Genomic DNA, 26,683 nt, shown 5'->3' with positions numbered 1-26,683 from the left:
ATAGCAAAGGTCGGGGTGAACCTATCGGCGCGGCAACGGTCCCACCAGCCCCTTCTTTTCGGGGAGGAGCGGTGGTAAGTGGCGATAGGTGGTCGCGCCGCCGGCCGCCGATCGTCCGGGTCGTCCGGTCAGCTCGGTGGCCGGCCGGGCGGCGATGCGCACGGCCGGCCGGACGCGGATGCACACGGCACCTCGGCGGTCAGGGTGTCGTGGCGGGCGTTCAGGCGGCCACCGGCTCCTCCTCGCCCGTGAACGTGCGCCACAGTTCGGCGTAGCGGCCGCCCCTGGCCAGGAGTTCGGCGTGGGTGCCGTCCTCGGCGATCCGGCCGTGGGCGAGGACCACGACCCGGTCGGCGCGGGCCGCGGTGGTCAGGCGGTGCGCCACGACGAGCGTCGTACGCCGTCCCGACAGCCGGTCCGTGGCCTCGTTGACGGCGGACTCGGTGGCCAGGTCGAGCGCGGCGGTGGCTTCGTCGAGCAACAGGATGTCGGGATCGACGAGTTCGGCGCGGGCGAGCGCGAGCAACTGGCGCTGGCCTGCGGAAAGGTTACGGCCGCGTTCGGCGACCTCGTGGAGGTAGCCGCCGTCCAGTCCGGCGATCATGTCGTGCGCGCCGACCGACCGGGCCGCGGCCTCCACCTCGGCGTCGGTGGCGTCCGGCCGTCCGTACGCGATGGCGTCGCGCACCGTACCGGCAAACAGGTAGGACTCCTGCGGTACGACGCCGAGGCGGTGCCGGTAGCCGGTGAGGTCCAGTTCGCGCAGGTCCGTACCGTCGACTCGGACGCTGCCCGCGGTCGGGTCGTAGAACCGCGCCACCAGCTTGACCAGGGTGGATTTGCCCGCGCCCGTTTCACCGACGAAGGCGACGGTCTGCCCGGCGGGAATGGTCAGGTCGATACCGGAGAGGGCTGTGACGGTGGAGCCGTGAGAGCCGTGGGAGCTTTTAGAGCCGCGGGAGCCGCAGGAGTCGTTTGAGGCGCCCGACGCTTCGGTGACGGTACCGGTTCCGGTATCCGTCCCGGTTCCGGTTTCGCAGGCGGCACCCCCGTACCGGAAGTGCACGTCCTCGAAGGTGATCTCGCCCGACAGCTCGCGCACCGCGCGCGGATGCTCGGCCTGGGGTGTGGTGGTCGGCTCGCGCAGCAGTTCCTGGATGCGGCCGAGCGAGACGGCGGCCTGCTGGTAGCCGTCGAAAACCTGCGAGAGCTGCTGTACGGGGGCGAAGAACAGGTCGATGTAGAGCAGGTACGCGACCAGCGCGCCCGCCGTGAGGGTGCCGGCGCCGACCCGTCCGGCGCCGACGATCAGGACGAGTGCCGCGGCCACGGAGGAGAGCAGCTGGACGAACGGGAAGTAGACCGAGATCAGGAACTGGCCGCGGATGCGGGCCGCGCGGTAGGCGTGGCTGCGTTCCGCGAACCGGTCGGCGCCGCTGCGCTCGCGGCGGAAGGCCTGCACGATCCGCAGTCCGGCGACGCTTTCCTGGAGGTCGCCGTTGACGACGCTGATGCGTTCGCGGGCGAGTTCGTACGCCTTCACGCTCTGCTTGCGGAAGAAGTACGTACCGATGATCAGCGGCGGGAGGGTGGCGAAGACGACCAGGGCCAGCTGGACGTCGATGACCAGGAGCGCCACGAGAATGCCGAAGAACGTCAGTACGGAGACGACGGCGGTGACCAGGCCGGTCTGCAGGAACGTGGACAGGGCGTCCACGTCCGTCGTCATCCGGGTCATGATCTTGCCGGTCAGTTCGCGCTCGTAGTAGTCGAGGCCGAGGCGCTGGAGCTGCGCGAAGATTTTGACGCGCAGCGAGTAGAGGACGCGTTCGCCGGTGCGGCCCGTCATACGGTTCGAGCCGATCTGGGCCGCCCACTGGGCGAGTACGACGAACAGCGCGAGGCCGGCCGCCGTCCAGACGCCCGCCAGTTGTGCGCGCCGTACGCCGTCGTCGATGCCGTGCCGGATGAGGACCGGAAGCAGCAGTCCGGCGACGGCGTCCACGGCGACCAGAGCGAGAGCGACGGCCAACGGGCCGCCGAAACCGCGCAGCAGCCGGCGCAGACCGTAGGACTTCTCCGGGCGGGCGGCTCGCTCCTCGTCTATGTCGGGGGTGTCGGTCGCGGGCGGGAGGGCGGCGACCCGGGCGAGGAGTTCCGGACTGGCGGACATGCCGGGTGCGGCTTCGGTGGCTCCGGCGGCCGGGCCGGTTTTCCTGTCGGCTTCCGTGGCAGCTTCCGTGTCGGCGCGCTTCCACTGGTGCGGAGTGATGCCGTTGACGCGGTGGTCGGGGACCGCCGCGGACGGAGCGGGGGCGCCGGAATCCACCGCGGACGGAGCGGGGGCGCCGGAATCCGCCGCGACCGGGCGTTCCAGCAGGCCGCTCGCCGCGGACTCACCGCCGAAGCCGGGACGCTCCAGGCCGGTACCGCCCGGCTCGCCCGTACCTCCCATCTCATCGGCCCCACCCAGCTCCTCGGCACCGCCGGGCCCGCCGGTGGCGCCCAGCTCGTCCGGATCGGTCAGCAGCCGGCGGTACAGCTCGCAGCGGCTTTCCAGTTCCTCGCGCGTACCGATGTCCACCAGCCGGCCGCCGTCCAGGACGGCGACGCGGTCGGCGAGGGCCAGGGTGGAGGCGCGGTGGGCGATCAGCAGCGTCGTACGGCCCGCCATCACCCCGCGCAGGGCCTCGTGTATCTCGTGCTCGACGCGGGCGTCGACGGCGGAGGTCGCGTCGTCCAGGACCAGCAGTCGCGGGTCGGTGAGGATCGCGCGCGCCAGCGCGACGCGCTGGCGCTGGCCGCCGGACAGGGTCAGGCCCTGTTCGCCGACCTCGGTGTCGTACCCGTCGGGCAGGGCCGATATGAAGCCGTCGGCCTGTGCGGCACGCGCGGCGATACGTATCTGCTCGTCGGTCGCGTCCGGAGTTCCGTAGGCGATGTTGTCGCGCAGGGAGTCGGAGAACAGGAAGCTGTTCTCCGGTACGAGGCCGATGGCCGCACGCAGCGACGCGAGGCTCAGGTCGCGTACATCGTGGCCGCCCACCAGAACCCGGCCCGCGGTCGCGTCGTAGAAGCGGGGCAGCAGCAGCGAGACGGTGGACTTTCCGCTGCCGGAGGTGCCGACGACGGCGACGGTCTCGCCGGGCTCGATGCGCAGCGAGAAATCCTCCAGTACGGGCCGCCCGTTGCCGTAGCCGAAGGAGACCTGCTCGAACTCGACGGTGGCCGGCGCGTCGGCGGGGAGTTCGAGCGCGTCCTGGCGCTCTTCGATCATCGGCTCGGTGTCGACGAGTTCGAAGACCCGCTCCACGCCGGCCCGTGCCTGCTGTCCGACGGTCAGCATCATCGCGAGCATCCGTACGGGCGCGACGAGCTGCGCGAGGTAGGTGGAGAAGGCGACGAAGGTGCCGAGGGTGATCTGCCCGTTGGTGGCCAGCCAGCCGCCGAGGGCCAGCATGGCGACCTGCCCGAGTGAGGGCACGGCCTGGAGGGCGGGGGTGTAGCGGGCGTTCATCCGTACGGTACGGAGCCGGCCGGCGAAGAGGCGGCGGCTGACCGTACGCAGCTTGCCGGTCTCCTGCTCCTCCTGGCCGAAGCCCTTGACGACGCGGACGCCGGAGACCGCGCCGTCGACGACGCCCGCGACGGCGGCGGCCTGGCCCTGCGCGTACCAGGTGGCGGGGTAGAGACGGTTGCGGCTGCGCTGGGCGATGAACCACAGGGCGGGGGCGACGGCCAGGGCGACGACGGTGAGCAGCGGGGAGAGCACCACCATCACGACCAGCGAGATCGCGAAGAGCAGTACGTTCCCGATCATCATCGGCAGCATGAACAGCAAGCTCTGGATGAGCTGCAGGTCGCTGGTGGCCCGGCCGACCACCTGGCCGGTACTCAGTTCGTCCTGCCGGTGCCCGTCCAGCCGCGCGATCGACCGGAACATACGGGTGCGCAGGTCGTGCTGGACGTCGAGCGCCAGCCGTCCGCCGTAGTAGCGGCGTACGTACGTCAGCGCGTAGACGGCGAGCGCGGCGACGACCAGCAGGGTCGCCCACGGGGCGAGCGGGCGGTCGTGGCTGACGATGACATCATCGATTATCAGCTTCGGAATGAGCGGGACGAGGGCCATCACGCCCATTCCGGCGAGTGACGAACCGAGTGCGAGCAGTACGTCCTTCTTGTACTGCCAGCACAGGCGTGTCAGCCGCCGCGCCCAGCCGCCGCCCTTTTCCGCTGGACCGCTCCCCGTCCCCGTCACGCGCTGCCTCCCGCGTCTCGTCGTTCACCAGGAGGCACCAACGCCGTGGGCAGCGGATTTCATCCCGCCGCAACAATCGGGGACGGGAAAACCCTTGACGCCGTCAATGATCAACGGCCGCCGGGCCGCACCGTCAGGCTGTACAGGCGGGTGATCTGCTTCGGGCTCTCGTTGTCGTCGCTGACCAGGAGGACGCGCAGCCGTCCGCCGGGCGCGCGGCCGGCGATCGCCATGCCCTCGACGTTGTCCAGCAGCGGATTCGTCTGCGGCTGGTGCGCGGGGGCGCCCAAGGAGGGGCAGGCGCCGAGGTCGGCGAGGAGCTTCTTGCGTGCGGGGCGTACGGCCTTGCCGCCCGGCAGTCCGCCGACGCCGCTGATGTCGCTCGCCCGGCGCGGGTCGGCGAGGTAGAGGCGCACCGTGTTGCCGACGCCGGCGGTGAACCCGCGTTCCAGGACGAGCAGCCGGCCGTCGGGGAGCGCGGCGATCTCGGAGATGCCCAGTCCGGCGTCCACCGGGTACGCGTACTGCCTGCTCAGCCGGTACGGGGCGAGACCGGCTCCGCCGCCCTGCCGCTGCCAGGTCTGGAAGCGCAGCAGGGGGTGACCCGCGCCGTCCTTGCCGTCGCCGGTGAGCTGTCCTTCCATGGCGGCGGTCAGCGTGCGGCCGCCGGGGGCGAGCGTGAGGCCCTCGAAAGTCTGATTGGACTGGGCGCGCCCGGCCGGCTCGACCTGGAGCGCCTTGGGGACAGGCAGCCGTCCGAGGAGCGCGCCGGAACGGTCGTAACGCCGTACGGAAGGTTCGGTCTCGGACGAGACGAGGTAGCGCCCGCCCGGTTCGACGGCCAGGCCCTCGGCGTCGAGGACGGCGCCCTTCTCGTCGGTGATCCTGGTTGCCCGTACCGGCCGATGACTCCGTCCGTCCAGACCGATCAGTACAGAACGGTCGGAGAGGGCGGCGAGGGAGCCGTCGGTGTCGCGGGTGACGGCGGAGAGGTTGCCCACGAAGGTGCCCTGGAAGGTGGTCTTGTCCAGGGCGTCGGAGTAGCGGTCGATGGAGACGGACGGAGAGCAGGGGTGTCCACCCGCGACCGAGGAGCGGTCGTTCCGGCCCGAAGGGTTCGAGGGGCCCGAGGGGTCCGAGGCCTGGCCGCCTGCGGCTGAGGGAAGACCGCCGCCCTTGTCCGTACGAGCCGAGGCGGCGGACGTTCCCGGCCCCGTGGCGGACGAGGCGGTCCGGCCCGCGGTGGCCGAGGCGGCCGAGTCCGCGGCGGTCTTTGCCGCCCCGTCCGGCCCCGCCGCCGGTGCCCCCTCGGCGCACGCCGTGAGACAGCCGGCGGCCAGCACTGCTGCGGTGACACGGACAACCGCGGAACGTACGCGCACGAGGGAGCCTCCCGTTCGTCGACGCCCGGGGGCGGACGTGCCCCCGGGGTGCGGGCAGGCCCCGACGCGGGCACGCCCAGTGTCGACCCTTCCCCTCAGCGGCGCGCCGCGAGCACCCTTCGGACAATCGGTCCCGCCGCGTCGCCGCCGTGACCACCCTGCTGGACGACCGCGGCCGCCGCGGCGTCGTTGCGGTAACCGAGGAACCAACTGTTGGCGTCGCCCTGGCCGTCGGCCTCCGCCGAACCGGTCTTCGCGCCGATGTCGCCGCTGAGTCCGGCCATCGCCCGCGCGCCGGTGCCGCTCACGGCCGTACGCCGCATCATGGCCCGCAGCTGCGCGGCGACCGAAGGGGGCAGGGCGCGGCTCGCGTGGGCGACCGGCCGGCCGTCCAGTTTTGGCGAGACCAGGACGGGCTGGGAGAAGTACCCGGCCTTGGCGGTGGCGGCCACGGACGCCATGTTCAGCGGGTTGGCCTGGACACGGCCCTGGCCGATGAGCGCCGCCGGGGTGTCCGCGCCGTCGCTCTGCGGCACGCTGCCGTCGAACGTCGGTATCCCGGCCTTCCAGTCCTTGCCGAGTCCGAATACTTCCTGCGCCTCGTTGCTCAGGTCCGTGCCCGAGAGGCGGTCGGCCAGGCCGATGAAGGCGGTGTTGCAGGAGCGCGCGAAACTGTCGGAGAACGTACCGCCGCTGATCGCGAACATGCCCTGGTTGTGGAACGAGCGCCCGCCTGCCGACGCGTACTTCGGGCACTCCACGCTCTTGTCCGCGGAGACCAGGCCCTTCTCCATCAGCATCGCGGCCGTGACGACCTTCATCGTGGAGCCGGGCGCCAGCCGGCCCTGGAAGGCCGCGTTGAACTGGTCCGTACGGTGGTTGGCCACCGCAAGGATGTCACCGCTGCCCGGCTTGACCACGACAACCGACGCCTGGCGGTAGTCGTTGACCGCCGCTTCGGCCGCGCGCTGCACGTTCACGTCCAGCGTCGTGCGCAACGTTCCTTCACGGCCCTTGACGACGGTGTGCAGCGTCCTGCCCGGCTCGCCGCCTTCGCCCACGACGCGTACTTCGATGCCCTGGACGCCACCCGCCTTCTCCCCGTAGCTCTCCCGGAGGGCGGGCAGGATGGCGCCGAGCGACGGGAGGGCCTCGGCATCCAGTTCGGCGCCGTTACGGTCGACCGCCTTGACGGGCGGCGCGCCGTCGGAGCCGGTCTGCAGGCTCTCGCCGCGGTGCAGGGCGGGGTGGACCACGGTGGGCTGCCAGTCGACGAGCGCCTTGCCGGTGGTCTTGCCGCGTACGACGCGCAGCGCGGAATCGTACGACCAGGTCGAGTGCTCCGGTCCGCCCTTCCCCTCGTCCGCCTCCTTACCCTCGTTCATACCCGCGTCGGAGTCCTCGCCCTTCCTTTCGCCCTTACCCACAGAGAGCTCGGCGGTGACGTGGAAGGGGACCTTCGCGCCGTTGCTCTGTCCGGCCTCGAAGGACACCTTCGACACCAGGGCCTCGTCGTGGAAGCCGGTCAGCGCCTGACGCGCGCCCTCGGCGTTGTCCGTGAGGAGGGCGGCGGTCTCGGTGTCGCCCTTGCTCCAGGCCGCGAGAAAGTCGCGCGCGGTGTTGCGCACTTCTTCCTCGCTCGGTGGACCGGTCGGTCTGGAGGCGGACGTACCGGCCGATGTCTCGGACGTACCGGAGTTGCCGCCGGCGAATGCCTCGTAGACGTTGTACGCGCCCACGCCGGCCACACCCACCATCGCGGCGAAGACTCCGCCGACCACGTACTTCACACCCGTACGCACAGTTCCCCTCCCAGGTCAGACACACCGTGCGTGTCCGGACACTATGTGACGGAAGCGGTCACAGATGTCTCGTTCAGGGGACGGATTGGTCACTTTCGGTCCAGACCAATGGCCCGAGCCAGTCACCCGGACCAGTGGCTCAGGCCAATGGCCGGACAGTGACCAAATCAATGACTGCGTCAAAGAAAAACGGACCAGGTCGCTACGCGGGGGTTTGCAGGGGGCGTCGACCTGGGCCGTTCCGAGGGGGAAGCCGGGCCGTTCCCGGTTACTCCCCGGCCGCCGGTCCTGCGGCCTTCTGCACCGTCAGCTCCGCGAGCCCGGGGCGTCGGCCGTCCTTCGTCGCCTCGGCGCCGTGCACCGTGAGCCGTACGTAGCGGGCCGTCGTGCGCCCGTCGTACCCGGTGCCGTACCAGTGCTTGCCGTCCGTCGAGACCTGCGCCACGTACGAGGCGGGCTCGCCGCCCTTCCAGCGCGGCATGATCTGCCCGATCCGTGACGACTTGCCGAGGTCGACGGTCAGGGTGCCGTCGGGACCGTCCGGCGTCCAGGAGGTGGCCGCGTTGCCGTCCACCGCAGCGCCCGCGTACATACCGGGCTCCTCCGACGTGGCCCGCGCCGCGGTGCAGCGGGCCACGTTGTCCGTCGCCGCGAGGTCGGGGCGACGGGTCTTGAGCGTCAGCGGTACGCCGCGGCTCACCACCCGCTCGCCCTCCGGCGACTCGACGCGCATCGGCGCGCCCGCCGTCAGCCGCACCGTGGTGCTGTGCGCCCCGATCTCCACGTCGTACGTACGCCCCTGCCAGCGCAGCCCGCGCAGCGTGACGCCGTCGGACAGCTGCGGCGGCAGCATCGGGTCCAGGTGCACCCGGTCCTCGCGCATCCGCATCCCGGTCAGCCCGTTGGTGAAGGTCTGCAGGAAACCGCCCTTGCCGGTGAGGAAGTCCTGCGCGGGCGATCCGGCGTGCGGGTCGCCCGCGCCCGCCTTGTCGCCGCGCGCCTCGGAGAACTGGTGGAAGGCGCCGCGTACGAACGGTTTGATCGAACGCATCATGTACGTGTACGTCGAGCAGCCCGGCTCACCGGCTCCGGCGGCGGCGACGGCGTGCACCGAGTCGGTCATGGCGGGGCCGTCCGGGTCGGTGAGAGCGGCGTAGTGGTCGAGTGTGCTGACCTTGGCGCGCTGCGACATCGGCCATTCCAGCGGGTACATGAGCAGGACGGTGTCGGCCTGCTTGATCATCGTGTGCCGGTAGCCGTCGTACTGCTGGAAGACGTCGTTCTTCGCGTCGTACGGGATGCGGATGCGGTCGGCGATGTCCTTCCAGGCGGCGGGGGCGGACCGGCCGAGTAGTGCGGCGGCGCGTCCGGCGTTGCGCAGCGCGGTGACTGCGCCGGCGTTGGTGAAGACGCCGTCGTTCACGCCGTTGCTGTACTCGTCCGGCCCGGCGACGTTTTTGACCGAGTAGCTGCCGTCGGCGTTACGGGTGACGCGCGAGGCCCAGAATTCCGCGATGCCCTTCAGCACCGGCCAGCCGCGTTCACGCAGCCAGGTGGTGTCCTTGGTGGCGAGGTAGTACTGCCAGGCGGCCAGGGACACGTCGCCCATCAGGTGGTTCTGGGTCTTGCAGTGCGGCGGGTCCCAGCTGTGGCACTCGTTCCAGAGGTCGCCCTTGCTGCCGCTGGTCCACGGGTAGAACAGACCCTTGTAGCCCAGCTTCTTCGCGTTCGCGGCGGCGCCGGCCCGGGTCTTGTAGCGGTAGTCCACGACGGACTTGGCCAGGTCGGGGTGGGCAGCCAGGAGTCCCGGGTACATCCACGTCTCGGCGTCCCAGAAAATCTCGCCCGCGTAATTGTCACTGGTCAGTCCGGCCGGGCTGATGCTGTTGCTGCTGCCGGAACGCGTACTGGACAGCAGCCCGTACTGCGCCGCACGCACCCACGCCTGCATGTCCCGGTGTTCGCGGCCCTTCACCTCGATGTCGCTGCGCCACAGTTTCTGCCAGGCGGCGGCGTGCTTCCGGTACAGGGCGTCCCAGCCCCGGCCCGCGGCCCGCTGCGCGGCGGTGGTCGCGGCGGCGCGCGGAGAACGGGAGGTGAGGGCGGTGTCGACGCCCACGTACTTGGTCAGCTCGTAGGAACGCCCGGCCTGTACGGGGAATGTCACGCTCTGCTGGTTGCTCAGGTCCTTCGCCGCGCCCGCGCCCGCCTGCTGCGCGGTCGTGTGCTTCGCGGTCGCTTCCTGCGGGCGGATCTGGGAGCCGGGGCGCAGGGTCGAGGCGATGGCGCCGTCCGTGTTCGTGCCGTCCGTACGGAAGGTCACGTCCATCGTCCGGCTGCCCGGCCGTGCGCCGCCGCCGGTCTGCGTCATACGGCGCGCGCCGCGTCCGTCGAGACGGTCGGTGACGGTAGCCCGGCCGCCCCAGTGCGGCGTCATGCGCAGCCGTACGGCGCCGGTGTGCGCGCTGGTGCGGTCGGCGAGTACGTCGTACACGAGGTCGGTGGCGCGGCCGTCGGCGGCCGTCCATGTCAGTGACGTACGGACCAGTCCGCAGCGGATGAACTGCGTCTGGCGGTAGTTCGAGATGCGGCCCGCCGGGGTGGAGGAGTCGAAGGTCTGCGGGCGGTCGCCGGCTGCAGTGACGTCGAGGCCGGTCCAAGTGGGGAGCGCGGCGATGGCCTGGCGGCCCTTCAGCTTCTCCGGGCCGCGTGCATACAGGCCGGAGACGAAGGAGCCGTCGTAGCGCGGTGTCTTCAGCGGCCAGCCGGTCGTCTCGCCGGGGGCCGTGTAGCCGGCGCCGTTGGGGGCTATCCGCTGGCCGAGGTAGCCGTTGCCGACGAAAGCGTGGTGGCCGTCTTCGGGGTCGATACGGGTGGCGGTGGGGGTCCAGCCGTCGCCGTCGTCCGTGGCGGAACGTTTCCCCTCGGAGGGCCGCGCGCCGTAGCGGTCCAGATCCCGCGGGGAGCAGGAGGCGCTGGACGACTGGGCAGGCCCGACGGGTCGGGTGGGGCCGGCGGGCCAGGCGGATCCGGCGGGCCCGGTGGCAGGCCCAGCGGCCTGCGCCGCCGCTGCCGCCGAAGCGCCCGGTGCCGAAGTGGCTGCCGGAGTGGCCGCCGACGCCGGTGGGAGCGTCGTGACGAGGGCCCCCGCGAGGAGCGGGGCGATCAGTTTGGCCGAGTGAGTCATCGGTCTCCGTCGCAAGTGTCCAACCGGTACGGCCGTGCGCTCAGCACCACGGACCACACCGAGAACATCACCAACAAACGCCCCAAAAGCATCGGAGCGCCCCACCCGCCACATGACGGAGTTCACAGGATCGCGCGCTGATTGGTCAATAGCCCACTCCATACGGCACACTTTTAGACTGACCAGTCAGATCAAAGGAGGGGCCGTGGACACCACCCGCCAGGGGGCGGCGGTCAACGCCAGGGGAATCGGAGTGAAAGGCCCGCGGGGGTGGGCGTTCAGAGACGTCCACATCACCGCGGACCCGGGTGCGCTGATCGCCGTCGAGGGCCCTTCGGGCTCCGGCCGCACCTGTCTCCTGCTGGCGCTCACCGGCCGGATGAAGCTCGCCGAGGGCCACGCGACGGTCGCCGGCTTCCCCCTCCCCAAGCGCATGGGTACGGTGCGCAGCCTCACCGCCATCGCGCACGTCCCCGGCGTCGCCGACCTGGAACCGGCCCTGACCGCAGGGGAACACCTGGAGGAGCAGGCCCTGTTGGGCCGCCGGATGGCCGGTTCGCTCGGCGCCCGGCTGCCCTGGGGCCGCCGCTACAAGGAGGCGACGCGGGCCCGCGTCGAGGCCGCGCTGACTGCCGTCGGCCTCGACCCCGCCACGCTGCCCAAGGGCCTGCGCACGGCCGTACGCGACCTGGAGCGCATTGACGCGCTGCGGTTGTCAATCGCACTGGCCGTCATGCACGGCCCGCGGCTGGTGGCCGTCGACGACGTCGACCTCAAGCTCTCCGAGGACGAGCGTTCGCTGGCCTGGCAGATGCTGCGGGACCTGGCGCTGCACGGCACGACGGTGGTGGCGGCCGCCAGCACCGCCCCGCGCGACGCGATCGTCGTACGGACCACGCCCGCGGCCACCGAGCCCGCCGCCTCCCCCGCCCCCACTTCGACCACCGGCACGGCCGGTACGACCGACATCCACGAGGAGGAAGCAGCCCATGCGCTCGCCGAAGCTCGCCGCGCTTGAGCTCAAGCGCTTCGGCAGGGGCAAGCTCCCCCGGCTGGGCCTCGTCGCCCTGATGCTGATCCCGCTGCTGTACGGCGCGCTGTACCTGTGCTCGTTCTGGGATCCGTACGCGAACCTGGACAAGATCCCGGTCGCGCTCGTCAACGACGACCAGGGCGCCACCGCCGCCGGCAAGAAGGTCCAGGCCGGCGACGAACTCGTCAAGAACGTCAAGGACAGCAAGACGTTCAACTGGGAGGAGGTCAGCTCCGCCGACGCCGAGAAGGGTGTCGAGAACGGTACGTACTACCTCTCCCTGACCGTTCCGAAGGACTTCAGCGAGCGGATCGCCTCCAGCTCGGGCGACCACCCGGAGACGGGTGCGCTCCAGGTCCGTACGAACGACGCGAACAACTACATCGTCGGCTCGATCTCCAAGACGATCTTCTCGGAGATCCGCGCGAAGACCTCGGCGAAGTCGTCGCGGGAGTTCTTCGACAAGATCTTTGTGTCGTTCTCGGATCTGCACGACCAGACCGCGAAGGCCGCGGACGGCGCCACCAAGCTCGACGACGGCCTGGGCAAGGCCAAGGACGGCACGGACAAGCTCGCCGACGGCCTCGGCACGGCCAAGGACAAGAACGGTGAGCTGACGGATGGGCTGGGGAAGCTGGACAAGGGGTCCGGTGACCTGAGCAAGGGCGCGGGGACGCTGCGCGACAAGACCGGTGAGCTGAGCCAGGGCGCGGGTGCGGCGAACAAGGGGGCCAAGGACCTCAACAACGGCGCCGGCGATCTGAGCAAGGGAGCCAAGCAGCTCAACTCGGGAGTCGCCACCGCCGGTGCGAAGGCCAAGCAGCTCAGTGACGGCGCCGGCCAGGTGGCCGCCGGCACGAAGCAGCTCGCCGACAAGGTCAACGGCATCGCCAAGCAGGACCTGCCCTTCTTGAAGGCGCACAGCAAGGAGATCGCCGAGAAGGCGCGCGTCGTCGCCGACCTCAGCAAAGCGCTCGACGACGACCTCGGCAAGCTGCCGGGGAACTCCGCCAAGGCTGCCGCCGAGGCGCGGAAGAACGCCGAAGACGCCCAGGCTCTCTACCAGGAGAGCTGTGGCGGATCCGCCACCGGCAAGGTCGACTGCGCCAAGCTCAAGGGCGTCGCGGCCGGCAGCGCCGTGGCCGCTGACGCTGCGGAAAAGGTCAACGCCATCATCGCCCGGGCAGACCTTCAGCACCTCCGTACTCAGCTTCGCGATCTGCACCGCGGTGCCGCATTGGTCGCCGAGAAGGTCCCGGCGATCGCCGACAACGCGGACACCGCGATCCGGCAGATCAACGAACTGAATGCAGGCGCGCAGAAAGTTTCCACGGGAGCGGGGCAGTTCGCCCAGGGGATCGGCGCGCTCGCCGACGGCAGCGGAAAGCTCGCCGACGGCAGCGGAAAGCTCGTGGACGGTACGGGGAAACTCGTGGACGGTACGGGCAAGCTCGCCGACGGCAGCGGGAAGCTGGCCAACGGTGCCGGTGACCTCGCCAACGGCGCAGGCCAGCTCCACAACGGCATCGGCGACGCCAAGACCGGCTCCGGAAAGATCGGTGACGGTCTCGGGCAGCTGGAGGACGGCGCGCTCGACCTCAAGGGTGGCGTCTACAAGCTGAAGGACGGCTCCAACCAGCTCGCCGGTGGCCTGAACAGCGGCGTGGACAAGATCCCGGACTACGACAAGAAGGACCGCGACGCCCGTACCGACGTCATGTCGAACCCGGTCGAGCTGGCCTCGAAGTCGATGCACAAGGCGCCGAACTACGGCACCGGTCTCGCCCCGTACTTCATCCCGCTGTCCCTGTGGGTCGGCGCGATGGTCGCGTACATGCTGCTCGCGCCGCTCGGCAAGCGCGCGCTCGCCGCGGGGGCGCCGGGCTGGCGGATCGCGCTCGGGTCCTGGCTGCCGGCCTTCGCCATCGGCGTCGTGCAGGTGCTGGCCCTGATGGCCGTACTGCACTGGGGCCTCGGCCTGGAGATGGAACGCGCGGGGGCCACCATCGGCTTCCTGCTGCTGGCGACGGCCGCGTTCACCGCCATCATCCAGTTCTTCGGCGCGCAGTTCGGGCCGGCGGGCCGCGTCCTGACCCTCGTCGTGCTGATGCTTCAGCTGACGTCGGCGGGCGGTACGTACCCGGTGCAGACCAGCCCCGGATTCTTCGGCGCGATCCACCCGTTCCTGCCGATGAGTTACGTGGTGGACGGCCTGCGCCGGCTCATCACCGGCGGTGACCTCGGGATCGTGTGGCAGGGTTCGATCGTCCTGGCCGTCTTCACGGTCGCCGCGCTGGCGCTCACGGCGCTGACCGCGCGCAGCCGACAGGTCGTACGGATGAAGGACCTGCACCCGGAACTGAGCCTGTGAGCGTGCGGACCGAGCACCGGGGCAGGCACGGGGGCGGCGCCGTTCGCGGCGCCGCCCCCGGCGCCGGGCCCGAAGCCGCCGCCCCGGCCCACGGGCCCCGCCGCGGCGCCACCCGGCGCAAGCTGTTCGACGCCGCGGTCACCCTCATCGCCGAACAGGGCTTCTCCGCCACCACGGTGGACGAGATCGCCGAACGCGCCGGTGTCGCCAAGGGCACCGTCTACTACAACTTCGCCAGCAAGAACGTCCTCTACGAGGAACTGCTGCGCGACGGCATCGACCTGCTCGCCGCCTCCCTCCGGGACGCCGCCGACCGGGCGGTGCGGGCGGACGGCGGCACCCGGGTCGACGCGCTGGACGCGATGATCCGGGCCGGCCTGGACTTCATCGCCGGCTCGCCCTCCCTGACCCAGCTGTACGTGGCGGAACTGTGGCGTACGAACCGGGTCTGGCAGCCGACCTTGCAGTCCGTACGGGGCCGGGCGGTCGCCGTCGTCGAGGACGTGCTGCGGGACGCCGTCGAGGTCGGCGAGCTGACCGAGGAACTCGACGTACCGCTGACGGCCTCCGCCCTCCTCGGCATGGTGCTCGTGGCGGCACTGGACTGGCTGTCGTTCCAGCCGCACCGTTCGGTGGAGGACGTGCACGCCTCCCTGTCGCGGCTGCTGCAGGGCCGGGTCAGCCCCCTCCGCGCGGACTAGCGCGAAATCGCGTACACGCAGGTCAGAGCCCCGCCCCCGTATCCACCGGATGCGGGGGCGGGGCTCTCGCGTGAGACTGGCGGGGCATGTGCAACTGGCCGGGGCACGTGAGACGAGATGGATCTCGTGCGGCTGGCCGGGCAGGCGGCAGACGAGCGCCGGGAGTGGCGGACGGATGAGCAGACAGCCGCGGCTCCCGTGGGTCATGAACGATCCGCTGACCAATCGCGGAACCGCTTTCACCGCCGCCGAACGTGACCGCCTCGGCCTCGTCGGCCGGCTGCCCGACGCGGTGCTCACGCTGGACCAGCAGGCGCGGCGCGCGTACGAGCAGCTGCGCCGCCAGCCCGACGACCTGGCCTCGTACATTCATCTGGAGCAGCTGCACGACCGCAATGAGGTCCTCTATCACCGGCTGCTCACCGATCACCTCGCCGAGCTGCTGCCCATCGTCTACGACCCGACCGTGGGCGAGGCGATCAAGACATACAGCCATGAGTACCGGCGCCCGCGCCGCGTCTTCCTCTCCATCGACCGGCCCCAGGACCTGCGCCGCTCCTTCGAGGAGCTGGATCTCGCGCCGGACGAGGTGGACCTGGTCGTCGTCACCGACGCCGAGCAGATCCTCGGCATCGGCGACTGGGGCGTGCACGGAATCCAGATCTCGGTGGGCAAGCTGGCCGTGTACACGGCGGCTGCGGGCATCGACCCCGCGCGGTGCCTGCCGGTGGTCCTGGACGTCGGTACGGACAACGAGACGCTGCTCAACGATCCGCTGTACCTCGGTGTACGGCACAGCCGGGCGCGCGGCGAACGCTATGACGCATTTGTCGCCGCGTACCTGGACACGGTCTCGACGCTGTACCCGGACGCGCTCCTGCATTTCGAGGACTTCGGCGCGGGCAACGCACGGCGCTTTCTTGAGCAGTACGGCGAGCGCTACCGCATGTTCAACGACGACATGCAGGGCACCGGCGCCATCACGCTCGCCGCCGTCCGGTCCGCGCTCGACGTCACCGGCGTGCCGTTCCGTGAACAGCGCGTCGTCGTGTTCGGGGCCGGGACAGCCGGCGTCGGCATCGCCGACCAGCTCCGCGAGGCCATGGTCCGCGACGGCCTGGAGGGCGCCGAAGCGACCCGCCGCATCTGGCTCGTCGACCGGCCGGGGCTGCTGCTCGACGGCATGGACGGGCTGCGCGACTATCAGCGGGGTTACGCCCGGCCCAGAGAAGAGGTCGAGAACTGGAGGGCCGACGGTGCCGGACGGGACGGCGTCGATCTGCTGACGGTCGTACGGAACGTGCGCCCGACCGTACTGATCGGCACCTCGACCGTACGCGGTGCCTTCACCCGGCAGATTGTGCGGGAAATGGCGGAGCACGTCGAGCGACCCGTCATCTTTCCGCTCTCCAACCCGACCGAGAAGATCGAGGCGATGCCCGCGGACCTGCTGCGCTGGACCGGTGGCAAGGCCCTGACGACGGCCGGCATCCCGGTGGACCCGGTGGAGATAGACGGCGTCCGGCACGTCATCGGCCAGGCCAACAACGCTCTCGTCTACCCGGGGCTCGGGCTGGGCGTGGTGGTTTCGCGCGCCGAGCGGCTGACGCCCGGGATGCTGCTGGCCGCCGCCGATGCGGTCGCCGGGCAGGTTGACGGACGTACCGGCGGCGGCCCGGGCGCGCCGCTGCTGCCGCAGGTGGAGAATCTGCGTGCTTCTTCGGCTGCCGTCGCGGTCGCGGTGGTACGGGCGGCCGTCGGCGAAGGAGTCGCGCGCGTGGTCCCCGACGATGTCGTCCAGGCGGTGCAGGACGCGATGTGGCAACCGGAGTACGGGCGGACGCCGTCACCACCCGGTTGACGAGCCGTCGGCCGCTGGATCTAATAGGAACGCGTGTGCGCGTGACGTCGGCCAAAGAGCAGTGGGCCGGCCGGCGGTCGGGCGACACACCTTTTTCTTCAGGGACGACACCATGAGTTCATACTCCACGGGCTGAGCCTGACATCAGCGCGCCGAGTGGGCGCGCGGCGGTGCATCGCATGCCCGGGTTGTGTTCCGGTTCCAGCATTCTGGTTCCCGCGTTCCGGCCCCAGCTCCGGTTTCGGTCGGGTTCCGGTTGCGGTCCCGCTCCCGGTCCCGGTCCCGGCGTTCTGCGTACGGCGTGGGGCGCGTGTCATCCAGGAAACGCAATCGATGACGTGACGCGTAATCGATTATGTGCAACGCAATCGATTACGCGGCCCGCAGCCGGTGGCACGACAGGTAACCGGTGACCTCTCCGAACGAGGTCGCGTGCGGCGACTGCCGCACGCGGCAAGCGTCAGCATGCCCGTGCGCTCCTCCGCGCCCTTTTCATTTCTCCCCGCTTCCTTTCTCCCCTCTTCCTTTCTCCCTTCCTCCTCCCCTTTCACCTTTCGGAGAGCGGCATCAGCATGTCCCAATCCTTCAACCAATCGATCATCACCGAGTTCCGGGCCAACGGTGGAAAAGTCGGTGGCCCGTTCGAGGGCAGTGACCTTCTTCTGTTGACCACCACCGGCGCTACCTCCGGGAAGCCGCACACCGTGCCCCTCGGGTGTGTCCGCGACGGCGGCCTGATGCTCGTCGTCGGGTCGAATCTCGGCGCGCCGGACCACCCCGACTGGTACCGGAATCTGCTCGCGCACCCGCAGGTGCGGGTGGAGTTCGGCACCGAGACGTTCGACGCGATCGCGGTACCTGCCGAGGGCGAGCACCGTGACCGGCTGTTCACGCAAGTGGTGGACGTGGCGCCCGGGTACGGCGAATATCAGGCGGCTACGTCCCGCACGCTGCCGGTCGTGGTGCTGGAGCCGGCCGAGCCGGAGTACGTGGCAGCGGACGGAGAGAATCCGGTCGCCGTGACCTCGCTCGCCGACAAGCTTGTACAAGTGCATACATGGCTGCGCGCGCAGTTGCGGCACGTACGCGACGAGGCGGAAGCCCACCTCGCGGCGCGGGCCGCTCACCGTGGGCCGGGAGCGCCGCCGGCACCGGGGCTCGGGCTGCAGGTCCGGCAGCACTGCCTGGCGTTCTGCCAGAGCCTGGGATTCCACCACACCGGCGAGGACGCGCACATCTTGCCCACCGTCGCCCGCTACCACCCCGAACTGCGCCCCGCCATCGACCGGCTCCAGGAGGAACACCGCACCATCGCCCGCATCCAGAACGACCTGCTGGCCCTCCTTACGGACATCGGCACCGCCGACCCGAAACGTTTCCTCACCGATCTGGAACGGATGTCCACCGAATTGCGCGCCCACCTCGCCTATGAAGAGGAGCAGTTGATCCCGGCATTGGCCGACGTTCCGTGGCCGCCGCCCGCACCGTAAACGGCCGGGACAGCGAGAGCGGCCAGGGCCCGGCACTGAGCTGGACAAGGGCTTGGTCGCGCACGGCCGGCCGGGGTCGCGCACGGCCGGCCGGGCCCGATCTGAAGCCCGTCGAGTCTGAAGCCCGTCGAGGGTCAAGACGCTGATCGGACGCCGGTTTCACAAGAGCGGTACCGCCCGGTTCACAAGGGCTGCACCGCCGATTTCACAAGGGCTGCACCGTCCAGTTCACAAGAGCTGCACCGCCCAAGGAGTGGCGGTGCAGCTCAAGTGGCGTGGCCGGACCTGCCAGGCCCCCCGCCCGCCGTACGGCGCTCATCCGAGACGGCGCGAAAGCCCATCTGCTCTATGAGCAAAGGCATTTCACCGCCCGCCAAGGCCAGCCGACCGACTACTCCTTCGATGCCGATACCGGTGCCGGCGCCGGTGCCGATACCGATGCCGAGGAAGAAACTCAGTCGGCCGATCTGTCCAGCACCTGCTCCAGCAACTCGGCGAGTTGGCGCAATTCCTCGGCCTCGCACTCCGCGAACGGGCTCTGCCGCAGGAGCAGGTCCACGACACGCTCCCGCATCTCCCGGCCCCGCCTGGTCAGTACGGCCACCCGGGCCCGCCGGTCGGCGGGGTCGGTGCCGCGCTCGACGAGTCCGCGGTCGACCAGCTGGTTGACGACGAAGCTCAGGTTGGGCGCGTTGCAGTACAGCCGGCCCGCCAGCACCTTCATCGACGGCGGCGGCCGGTCCGGGTCGATGGCCCACAAGGCCTGCGCGGTCGCCAGGGTGAGACCCATCTCCTCCAGCGGCCGGGACACCCGGTCACCGGTGCGCATGAACAGCTCGTGGTTGGCGCGCACCACCGATTCCAGCAGCGGGTCGGTCATGGGCCGAGATTACCACTTGCTTCGAGGCTCGAAGCTGTTACCTTTTCCGGCGAAGGATACTTCGAGACTCGAAGTACATGTGCGGCGCGTCCGTGAGGTGGCTCGCCGTGGAACGAAGGGACCGCGCATGACCCGCTACACCGGCATCACCGCCCTGGTCACGGGCGCCTCGAAAGGCCTGGGCACGGCGTACGCCCGGGAACTCGCCCGGCGCGGCGCCCGCCTCGTCCTCGTGGCCCGCTCCGGCGACGCGCTGCGCCGGGTCGCCGACTCCGTACGCGAGGAGTACGGCGCCGAGGTGACGACCGAGGTGGCCGACCTTGCCGCATCCGACGGCGTCTCCCGGCTGGTCGCGGCGCTCGACCGGCGAAACATCGCCGTCGACCTGCTGGTCAACAACGCGGGCGCCGGCGCCGTCGGCCCGTTCCTCGGCTCCCCGCAGGACCGACACATCGACAGCGTCGAGCTGAACATCGTCGCCCTCACCCGGCTCTCCCACGCGCTGGGCGGCAAGATGGTCGCGCGGGGCAGCGGCGGCATCATCAACGTGGCGTCCACGGCCGCCTTCCAGGCCATGCCGTACCAGGCGACCTACGCGGCCACCAAGGCGTACGTCCTGTCCTTCACCGAGGCGCTGGCCGAGGAGTTCCGCGGGAGCGGGGTCCGGGTCATGGCGGCCCACCCCGGCGCCACCGCCACCTCGTTCTTCGAGGGCACCACCGCCGCCCTGAAGCCGGCCTTCACCGACCGGCCCGAGACGGTCGCCGCCCGGACCCTCGACGCGTTCGCCAGGGGAGCCGTCAACGCCTATCCCGGGCGCACCGGTCTGCGGGCCATCACCTGGGCCACTCGGATACTTCCCCGCACGACGACCACTCGCGTCTCAGGACGCCTCAACCGGGCCCTGGGCCTGGACCAGGCCCACGACATCAGCACCCCGGCCCCGGAGCCTTCCTGAACCGGACCAGGGCCAGGGCCAGGACCCAGGACCAGGGCCAGGGCCAGGGCCAGGGCCAGGGCCAAGGCCAAGGCCAAGGACCGAACCCAAGGACCGAACCCAGCCCCGGCCCCAGAGCCGAACCCGAACCCAGCCCCGGCCCCAGATCCGGACCCGGACCCGGACCCGGCCCAGGAACCCCGAATCCAGCCCCGCCCCGCCCTGCTGATCACCACCTACCGGCCCCACCCTGGCCCCCGTCACCGCCGTCCGCGCCCGAGCGCTCGCCGCCCCGGAGCCGCCGGGCCGACGCACCACACCATCACGACGACCAGCACGCACCCCCCGAACTGGCTCACGGTGGGGCGCTCGCCGACCGCCATTCCGAGGCCGATCGCCATCACCGGCTGAAGGAGCAGCAGCGCGGCGCCGGCATCGGGCGGCAGTTTCGGCAGCGCGGGCGTCAGCATCAGCCAGGCGAGGACCTGCCCGACGAGGGCCAGCACCGTCAGCCAGGCCCAGGCGCGACCGTCGAGGGAGAAGTCGATGCCCGTCCACGCTCCTCCCAGGAGGGCGGCGGCGGTCGCGGCGGCCGCGGTGGACGTGCACACCGGGCTGACGGTGTGCCCCTGCCCGCCGCCGAGTCGCATCAGGAAGAGGTATCCCGCGTATCCGCAGCCCGCGATCAGCCCGAACACCGCTCCCCGCGCGGGGTCGCTCCCGTGGACCGGGGCGCCGACGGTCCCGCTGGCCAAGGCGATTCCCAGCAGCATGACGGGGGCCACGGCAACGAAGCACCGCGGCACGGGAGTACGGGTGAAGAGCCGCGCCAGCAGCGGGTAGATCACCACCTGAATGTTGACGATCACGGTGGCGACGGACGCTCCGATGCTGTGCACCGCCCCGGCCCAGAACACGAAGTCGACACCGAGCGCCGATCCCGCGGCCAGGTCAAAACGCCGCAGCCGCCACGCCCGCCGTCCGGCCGTCCGCCGTTCCGCGAGCGCGAGCGGCACCAGTACGGTCAGCGCGATGGCGCAGCGGAAGAAAGCGGCCGTCCCCGCGCTCGTACCGGACAGTTCGACGAAGGCGGCGGACGCGGAGATGCAGAGGCTGCCGCCGATCACCATCCATACGGGCAAGCCGCGGGTGCCGCCGTCGCGCCCCGCCGCTGTACCGGTCCGGCCGGTCCGGCATGCGCCGCCCCCTGATTCCGTCATTTCTCCACTCTGGCCCCCACCACCCATCAACAAAAGCGACGTTCTGTCACCACAACTCGGTACCTCTGCTTACGAGTCGCTAACCTGAGCACGTGATCAACTTGGAGCGACTGCGTGCCCTGGCCGCGGTGGACACCCACGGATCCATCGCACGCGCCGCACAGGCCCTGCACATCACGGCGTCCGGGATGAGTCAGCAGCTCAGCAAGCTGGAACGGGAGTGCGGGCACCGGCTCTTGGAGCCGGAGGGACGCAGCGTACGGCTGACGCACGCCGGCCGGGTGCTGGCGGATCACGCGGCCGCGGTCATGTCCCGGGTGGGCGCCGCGGAACAAGATCTGGCCGCACTGGAAACGGAGGTTCTGGGTCCGTTACGGATCGGCGCCGTGGGCAGCGCCATCCGCACCCTGCTGCCCGCCACACTGGCCACGCTGGCCGCACGCCATCCGCGGCTCACTCCGTCGGTGTGCGACGGCGAAGTGACCGGCCTGCTCCCCGCTCTGCTGCACGGCGAGCTGGACCTGCTGCTCATCGAGAACTGGTCGAACCGGCCGCGGCACATTCCGGAAGGCGTCGCCGTCCGGACGATCGTCACGGAGGAGGCACGGGTGGCGCTGCACGCGGACCATCCGCTCGGCGTCCGGCCCGTACTGCGCCTCGCCGACCTCGGCGGCGTTCCATGGGCGGCGTGCCCGCCGGGGGCCGAAGCGCGCGAAGCGCTCGTACAGGCCTTGCGCGCCCACGGCGTCGAGCCGGAGATCCGCTACAGCGTCGGCGACCACGCCACCCAGCTCACACTGGTGGCGTCCGGCCTGACCGCCGCGCTCATACCGGACGCGGCGCTGCAGCAGGTGCCACCTGCCGTGCTGTGCGTACCGACGGATCCGCCGCTGCGCCGCCATGTGCAGGCGGCCTGGCTCCCTCGTACGGAAACGCCGCCCGTCCGCGCCTGCCTTGACGTCCTCGCGCAGCTGCCCCGCCCGGAGGAGTCCGCCACCGTGTGGGAAGCCGCCTCCGAGGAGAGCCGCGCGGGCGGGCGCGACTCGGGTCGAGTTGACCACCACCGGTACCGGCCCAGTACCTCCTGAGACGGCACCGGCTCGATCGTCCGTACGGACGTACGGACGATCGAGCCGGTGCCGCGCATTGCCCGGCGGACATACCCGGCCCAGCGGACATTCCCAGCCCGGCCTACCAGCCCCGGCTCGACCCGACGGCCCCGACCCGCCCCGCCGGAGCCGGACAGCAGGACCGGCCGGAGCCAGGCAGCAGGACCGGCCGGAGCCGGGCATCCGGCCTCAGCCCTTCGACGCCGCGATCTGCCGCGACATGATCGTCGTCAGCTCGTACGCCGTGTGGGAGGCCGCCACCGACGTCATCTCGGCGTGGTCGTAGGCGGGCGCCACCTCCACGAGGTCGGCGGAGACCAGGTTGCAGCCGGCCAGGCCGCGCAGGATCTCCAGCAGTTCCCGGGAGGTCAGGCCGCCGGCCTCCGGGGTGCCGGTGCCGGGGGCGTGGGCCGGGTCGAGGACGTCGATGTCGATGGATATGTACAGCGGGCGGTCGCCGATGCGCTGGCGGAGCTGGTCGGCGACCTCGTCGACGCCGCGGCGCATGACGTCCGCCGACGTGACGATGCCGAAGCCCATCTTCTCGTCGTCGTCGAGGTCCTTCTTGCCGTAGAGGGGGCCGCGGGTGCCGACGTGGGAGAGGGCGGAGGTGTCGAGGATGCCTTCCTCGACGGCGCGGCGGAACGGGGTGCCGTGGGTGTACTCGGCGCCGAAGTAGGTGTCCCAGGTGTCCAGGTGCGCGTCGAAGTGGAGCAGCGCGACCGGGCCGTGCTTCTTGGCCATGGAGCGCAGCAGGGGCAGCGCGATGGTGTGGTCGCCGCCCAGCGTCATCAGGCGGGCGCCGGTGTCCAGGAGGTCGTCGGCGGCGGCCTCGATGGTCTCGACGGCCTCGTTGATGTTGAAGGGGTTGGCGGCGATGTCACCGGCGTCGGCGACCTGCGCGAGCGCGAAGGGGGACGCGTCCTGGGCCGGGTTGTACGGGCGCAGCAGGCGCGACGCCTCGCGGATGGCGTTGCCGCCGAAGCGGGCGCCGGGGCGGTAGGAGACACCGGTGTCGAAGGGGACGCCGACCACCGCGACGTCGGCCGTGCCCACCTGGTCGAGGCGGGGCAGGCGGGCGAAGGTCGCCGGGCCCGCGTAGCGGGGGACGCGGGAGGAGTCGACGGGGCCGACGGGGCCCGCGGGGTCCTGGGAGGCGCCGGGAGCGGCGGATGCGGTGGTCATGGGGGTGACGGTAGGCAGCGGGACCGGGGGTGGCCATGGACATTTGTGGTGATGTGCCGCCGGTCGATGGACATCACGTCCATCGCGGGGTGCTTCAAGGGACAATGACCTCATGCCGATACTGCCGCCTGTTCCCAGCCGCACCGAACTCGTCGACCATCTCGTACGGACCCGGATCGCCGGTGAGGTCGCCACTCCCCGCGAGAACAACCTCGACCACTACCGCAAGCTGGCCAACGGAGACCGTCACTACTGGCTCGGGCTGGAGCTCGGGGACCGCTGGACCGATGAGCAGGACGTGCTCGCGGTGATGGCGCAACGATGCGGCGTCATTGACGACACCCGTCACCGGATGGGCCAGGACACCATCGATCCCGAGCTGACGGTGGACGCCCTGGACCGCGCGGCCGCCCGGCTGCGCAAGGCCGCCGCCGGGCGCGAACGCGTGCTGTTCGCGACCGGGCACCCGGGCGGGCTGCTGGACGTGCACCGGGCCACCGCCGAGGCGCTGCGCGCCCAGGGCTGCGACATCGTCGTCGTGCCGGACGGGCTGCAGGCGGACGAGGGGGTGGTGTTCCAGTTCGCCGACGTGGCGATGCTGGAGCGCGGCGCGACACTGTGGCACACCCACTCCCCCGCGCCGATGGCCGCCGTACTGGACGGTCTTGAGCGGGCGGGTGAGGCGCTGCCCGATCTGGTCATGGCCGATCACGGCTGGGCCGGATGCGCGGGCCAGCGCGGTCTGGACGCCATCGGGTTCGCGGACTGCAACGACCCGGCGCTGTTCGTCGGCGAGGCGGAGGGCACGCTGCAGGTGACGATTCCGCTGGACGATCACGTCCTGAGCCCGCGGTACTACGACCCGCTGACGGCGTACCTGCTGGGCGCGGCGGGCCTGACGGGCTGAGGGAATCCTGACCGGCTGAGAAAAATCCGACCGGCTGAGAGAAGCCTGACAGGCTGAGAGAAGCCTGACGGGCCGAGGAAAGCCTGACGGGCCGAGGAAAGCTTGACCGGCTGAGGGAAGAAGTCCTTCCACGGTCCGTTCGCCGGCTACGGCGAACGGACCCCTCCCCGCGCCCCCTCACCCCCGCGCCCCTCACCCCCGCGGCACCCGGATGACCCCCTCCTGGATCACCGACACCGCCAGCTGCCCGTCCGCCGTGAAGATCCGGCCCTTGCCCAGTCCCCGCCCGCCCTGCGCGGTGGGCGACTCCTGGTCGTACAGCAGCCAGTCGTCGGCCCGGAACGGCCGGTGGAACCACATGGCGTGGTCCAGGCTCGCGCCGACCACGTCGCCGACCGCCCAGCCGCCGCGCCCGTGGGCGAGCAGCACCGAGTCCAGCAGGGTCATGTCGGAGACGTAGGTGACCAGGCAGATGTGCAGCAGTGGCTGGTCGATGTCGCCGTCGAGCTTGCCGTGCGTGCGGAACCAGACCTGGGAGCGCGGTTCGCGCGGCTCGCCCGCCGTACCGAACGGCGGCGCGTCCACGTAACGCAGGTCGACGGCGGCCCGCGCCTCCAGGAGTCGCTGGGCGACGCCCGGTTCGCGGAAGCGGTCGGCGTAGCGGGGCAGCATCTCGGCGGCGGTGGGCAGGGTAAGCGGGTCCGGTGCGTACGGCATCGGCTCCTGGTGCTCCATGCCCTCCTCATACACCTGGAAGGAGGCGGAGAGGTGGAAGATCGGCTGGCCGTGCTGGACGGCGACGACGCGGCGGGTGGTGAAGGACCGGCCGTCGCGGATGCGGTCGACGGTGTAGACGATGGGCGCGCCGGGGTCGCCGGGGCGCAGGAAGTAGGCGTGCAGGGAGTGCGGCGGGCGGTCCTCGGGGACGGTGCGTCCTGCGGCGACCAGGGCCTGGGCGGCGACCTGGCCGCCGAAGACCCGGGGGACGACGGACGGGCGGCTGGTGCCGCGGAAGATGTCCTGCTCGATGCGTTCCAGGTCGAGCTGGGCGAGCAGGGCGGTGAGGGCGTCGTTCACGCGCGTACGGCTTTCGTTCGGGCTGCGGCGCGCGGGCTCGGGCGCCGGCGCGGCAGCGGCAGCGGGCCGTGGGGCCTCACAGCCCCATGGACTTGGCGACGATCGAGCGCATGACCTCGCTGGTGCCGCCGTAGATGCGGGTGACGCGGGTGTCGGCGTACAGGCGGGAGATCGGGTACTCCTGCATGTAGCCGTAGCCGCCGTGCAGCTGGAGGCACTTGTCGATGACGACGGCGGCGCGCTCGGTGGTGAACAGTTTGGCGGAGGCGGCGTCGGCGGCGGTCAGGTCGCCCGCGTCGTGGGCTTCCAGGGCGCGGTCGACGACGGCCTGCATGGCGTCCACCTCGGACTTGCAGTCCGCGAGGACGAACTTGGTGTTCTGGAAGGAGGCGACCGTCTTGCCGAAGACCTCGCGCTCCTGGACGTACTCCTTGGCGAACCGGACGGCGGCGGCTGCCTGGGCGTAGGCGCCGATGGCGATGCCGAGACGTTCCTGCGGGAGGTTCTGGCCCAGGTAGGAGAACGCCTTGCCCTCCTCGCCGAGGCGGTCCTCGACGGGCACCTTGACGTCGCTGAAGGACAGTTCGGCGGTGTCGGAGCTCTTGAGGCCGAGCTTTTCCAGCTTGCGGCCGACGGCGTAGCCCTCGGAAGTGGTGTCGACGACCAGGAGGGTGATCCCGCCGCGGCGGTCCTCCGGGGTGGGGGCGGCCGTACGGGCGCAGACGATCACACGGTCGGCGAGGACGCCGCCGGTGATGAAGGTCTTGGCGCCGTTGAGGACGTAGTGGGTGCCGTCCTCGGAGAGCTTGGCGGTGGTCTTCATGCCGGCCAGGTCGGAGCCGGTGCCGGGCTCGGTCATGGCGATGGCGGTCATCATGTCGCCGGAGACGAACGGCGGCAGCCAGCGCCGCTTCTGCTCCTCGGTGGCGTACTTGAGGAAGTACGGGAGGCACAGCGCGGTGTGCACGCCGGAGCCGCCGAAGCTGACGCCGGCCCGGGCGCACTCCTCGGTGATGACGGCGTTGAACTTGAAGCTGGTCTCGCCGGCGCCGCCGTACTCCTCCGGGACCTCGATGCCGAAGACGCCCAGTTCGCCGAGTTTCTTGTAGAAGTCGCGGGGCGCCTGCCCGGCCTGCAGCCACTCGTCGTAGACGGGGACGACCTCGGCGGCGATGAAGGCGCGGATGGTCTCCCGGAACGCCTCGTGATCCTCGTTGAACACCGTACGACGCATCCGCCGCCTCCTCAGGTCCGCCGGCCGGCCACCACCGACCCCTCGACTA

17 protein-coding genes are annotated in these 26,683 nt (G+C 70.9%); 8 read left to right on the top strand and 9 right to left on the bottom strand.

Going from position 1 to position 26,683, the window contains the following annotated elements; genetic code table 11:
• Positions 1-220: 220 nt before the first annotated feature.
• The 4 genes from OEIGOIKO_RS27000 to OEIGOIKO_RS26985 form a co-directional block, all read right to left on the bottom strand.
• Complete coding sequence (locus tag OEIGOIKO_RS27000) at positions 221-4,258, bottom strand: ABC transporter ATP-binding protein (RefSeq protein WP_125056168.1); 4,038 nt, start codon at positions 4,256-4,258, stop codon at positions 221-223.
• 110 nt (positions 4,259-4,368) lie between these two features.
• On the bottom strand, positions 4,369-5,640 hold the full coding sequence (locus OEIGOIKO_RS26995) for an esterase-like activity of phytase family protein (protein WP_125056167.1): 1,272 nt from the start codon (positions 5,638-5,640) through the stop codon (positions 4,369-4,371).
• A gap of 95 nt (positions 5,641-5,735) precedes the next feature.
• Positions 5,736-7,442, bottom strand: coding sequence for a penicillin-binding transpeptidase domain-containing protein (locus OEIGOIKO_RS26990; RefSeq protein ID WP_125056166.1), 1,707 nt, complete (start codon positions 7,440-7,442; stop codon positions 5,736-5,738).
• A gap of 268 nt (positions 7,443-7,710) precedes the next feature.
• The gene (locus tag OEIGOIKO_RS26985) at positions 7,711-10,629 is read right to left on the bottom strand and encodes a discoidin domain-containing protein (protein ID WP_174857224.1); all 2,919 of its coding nucleotides are present in this window, start codon (positions 10,627-10,629) and stop codon (positions 7,711-7,713) included.
• Positions 10,630-10,834: 205 nt separating this feature from the next.
• Here OEIGOIKO_RS26985 and OEIGOIKO_RS26980 point away from each other — a divergent pair, with 205 nt between their 5' ends.
• The 5 genes from OEIGOIKO_RS26980 (at position 10,835) to OEIGOIKO_RS26960 (ending at position 18,085) form a co-directional block, all read left to right on the top strand.
• Positions 10,835-11,647, top strand: a complete 813-nt coding sequence (locus OEIGOIKO_RS26980) for an ATP-binding cassette domain-containing protein (RefSeq protein ID WP_125056165.1) — start codon at positions 10,835-10,837, stop codon at positions 11,645-11,647.
• Positions 11,619-14,033, top strand: coding sequence for a YhgE/Pip domain-containing protein (locus OEIGOIKO_RS26975; RefSeq protein ID WP_125056164.1), 2,415 nt, complete (start codon positions 11,619-11,621; stop codon positions 14,031-14,033). Before OEIGOIKO_RS26980 ends, OEIGOIKO_RS26975 begins: the two co-directional genes overlap by 29 nt.
• Complete coding sequence (locus OEIGOIKO_RS26970; protein ID WP_125056163.1) at positions 14,030-14,734, top strand: TetR/AcrR family transcriptional regulator; 705 nt, start codon at positions 14,030-14,032, stop codon at positions 14,732-14,734. The genes OEIGOIKO_RS26975 and OEIGOIKO_RS26970 overlap by 4 nt, the downstream gene beginning before the upstream one ends.
• A gap of 175 nt (positions 14,735-14,909) precedes the next feature.
• Entirely contained in the window at positions 14,910-16,595 is a 1,686-nt protein-coding gene (locus OEIGOIKO_RS26965) for an NAD-dependent malic enzyme (RefSeq protein ID WP_125056162.1), read from the top strand.
• A gap of 572 nt (positions 16,596-17,167) precedes the next feature.
• On the top strand, positions 17,168-18,085 hold the full coding sequence (locus OEIGOIKO_RS26960; protein ID WP_125056161.1) for a nitroreductase/quinone reductase family protein: 918 nt from the start codon (positions 17,168-17,170) through the stop codon (positions 18,083-18,085).
• Between the two features lie 454 nt (positions 18,086-18,539).
• Here the strand turns inward: OEIGOIKO_RS26960 and OEIGOIKO_RS26955 are convergent, their stop codons facing one another.
• A complete protein-coding gene (locus tag OEIGOIKO_RS26955) occupies positions 18,540-18,965 on the bottom strand; it encodes a MarR family winged helix-turn-helix transcriptional regulator (RefSeq protein WP_125056160.1) in 426 nt (141 codons plus the stop codon).
• Positions 18,966-19,092: 127 nt separating this feature from the next.
• On the opposite strand from OEIGOIKO_RS26955, the gene OEIGOIKO_RS26950 reads away from it, so the two are divergent.
• Positions 19,093-19,923: an SDR family NAD(P)-dependent oxidoreductase gene (locus tag OEIGOIKO_RS26950; RefSeq protein WP_125056159.1), complete on the top strand. Its 831-nt coding sequence runs from the start codon at positions 19,093-19,095 to the stop codon at positions 19,921-19,923.
• 239 nt (positions 19,924-20,162) lie between these two features.
• On the opposite strand, the gene OEIGOIKO_RS26945 is transcribed toward OEIGOIKO_RS26950, so the two are convergent.
• Positions 20,163-21,122 carry a DMT family transporter gene (locus OEIGOIKO_RS26945; protein WP_246177554.1) on the bottom strand — a complete coding sequence of 320 codons (960 nt, stop codon included), beginning with the start codon at positions 21,120-21,122 and terminating at the stop codon, positions 20,163-20,165.
• 92 nt (positions 21,123-21,214) lie between these two features.
• On the opposite strand from OEIGOIKO_RS26945, the gene OEIGOIKO_RS26940 reads away from it, so the two are divergent.
• Complete coding sequence (locus OEIGOIKO_RS26940) at positions 21,215-22,210, top strand: LysR family transcriptional regulator (protein WP_125056158.1); 996 nt, start codon at positions 21,215-21,217, stop codon at positions 22,208-22,210.
• 210 nt (positions 22,211-22,420) lie between these two features.
• Here OEIGOIKO_RS26940 and speB read toward each other — a convergent pair whose 3' ends face one another.
• Positions 22,421-23,416, bottom strand: a complete 996-nt coding sequence (gene speB, locus OEIGOIKO_RS26935) for an agmatinase (RefSeq protein WP_125056157.1) — start codon at positions 23,414-23,416, stop codon at positions 22,421-22,423.
• 112 nt (positions 23,417-23,528) lie between these two features.
• Between speB and OEIGOIKO_RS26930 the strand changes: the two genes are divergently transcribed.
• Complete coding sequence (locus OEIGOIKO_RS26930; protein WP_125056156.1) at positions 23,529-24,323, top strand: phosphatase; 795 nt, start codon at positions 23,529-23,531, stop codon at positions 24,321-24,323.
• Between the two features lie 192 nt (positions 24,324-24,515).
• Here OEIGOIKO_RS26930 and OEIGOIKO_RS26925 read toward each other — a convergent pair whose 3' ends face one another.
• Together OEIGOIKO_RS26925 and OEIGOIKO_RS26920 are read right to left on the bottom strand one after the other, a co-directional pair.
• On the bottom strand, positions 24,516-25,400 hold the full coding sequence (locus tag OEIGOIKO_RS26925; RefSeq protein ID WP_125056155.1) for an acyl-CoA thioesterase: 885 nt from the start codon (positions 25,398-25,400) through the stop codon (positions 24,516-24,518).
• A 76-nt stretch (positions 25,401-25,476) separates the two neighbouring features.
• Positions 25,477-26,634, bottom strand: a complete 1,158-nt coding sequence (locus OEIGOIKO_RS26920) for an acyl-CoA dehydrogenase family protein (protein ID WP_125056154.1) — start codon at positions 26,632-26,634, stop codon at positions 25,477-25,479.
• Positions 26,635-26,683: the final 49 nt, after the last annotated feature.

This window comes from Streptomyces paromomycinus, from assembly GCF_003865155.1.
Taxonomy (GTDB): domain Bacteria; phylum Actinomycetota; class Actinomycetes; order Streptomycetales; family Streptomycetaceae; genus Streptomyces; species Streptomyces chrestomyceticus.
Note: the sequence above shows the minus strand (reverse complement) of the source record. Positions and strands in the feature narration are given on the sequence as shown.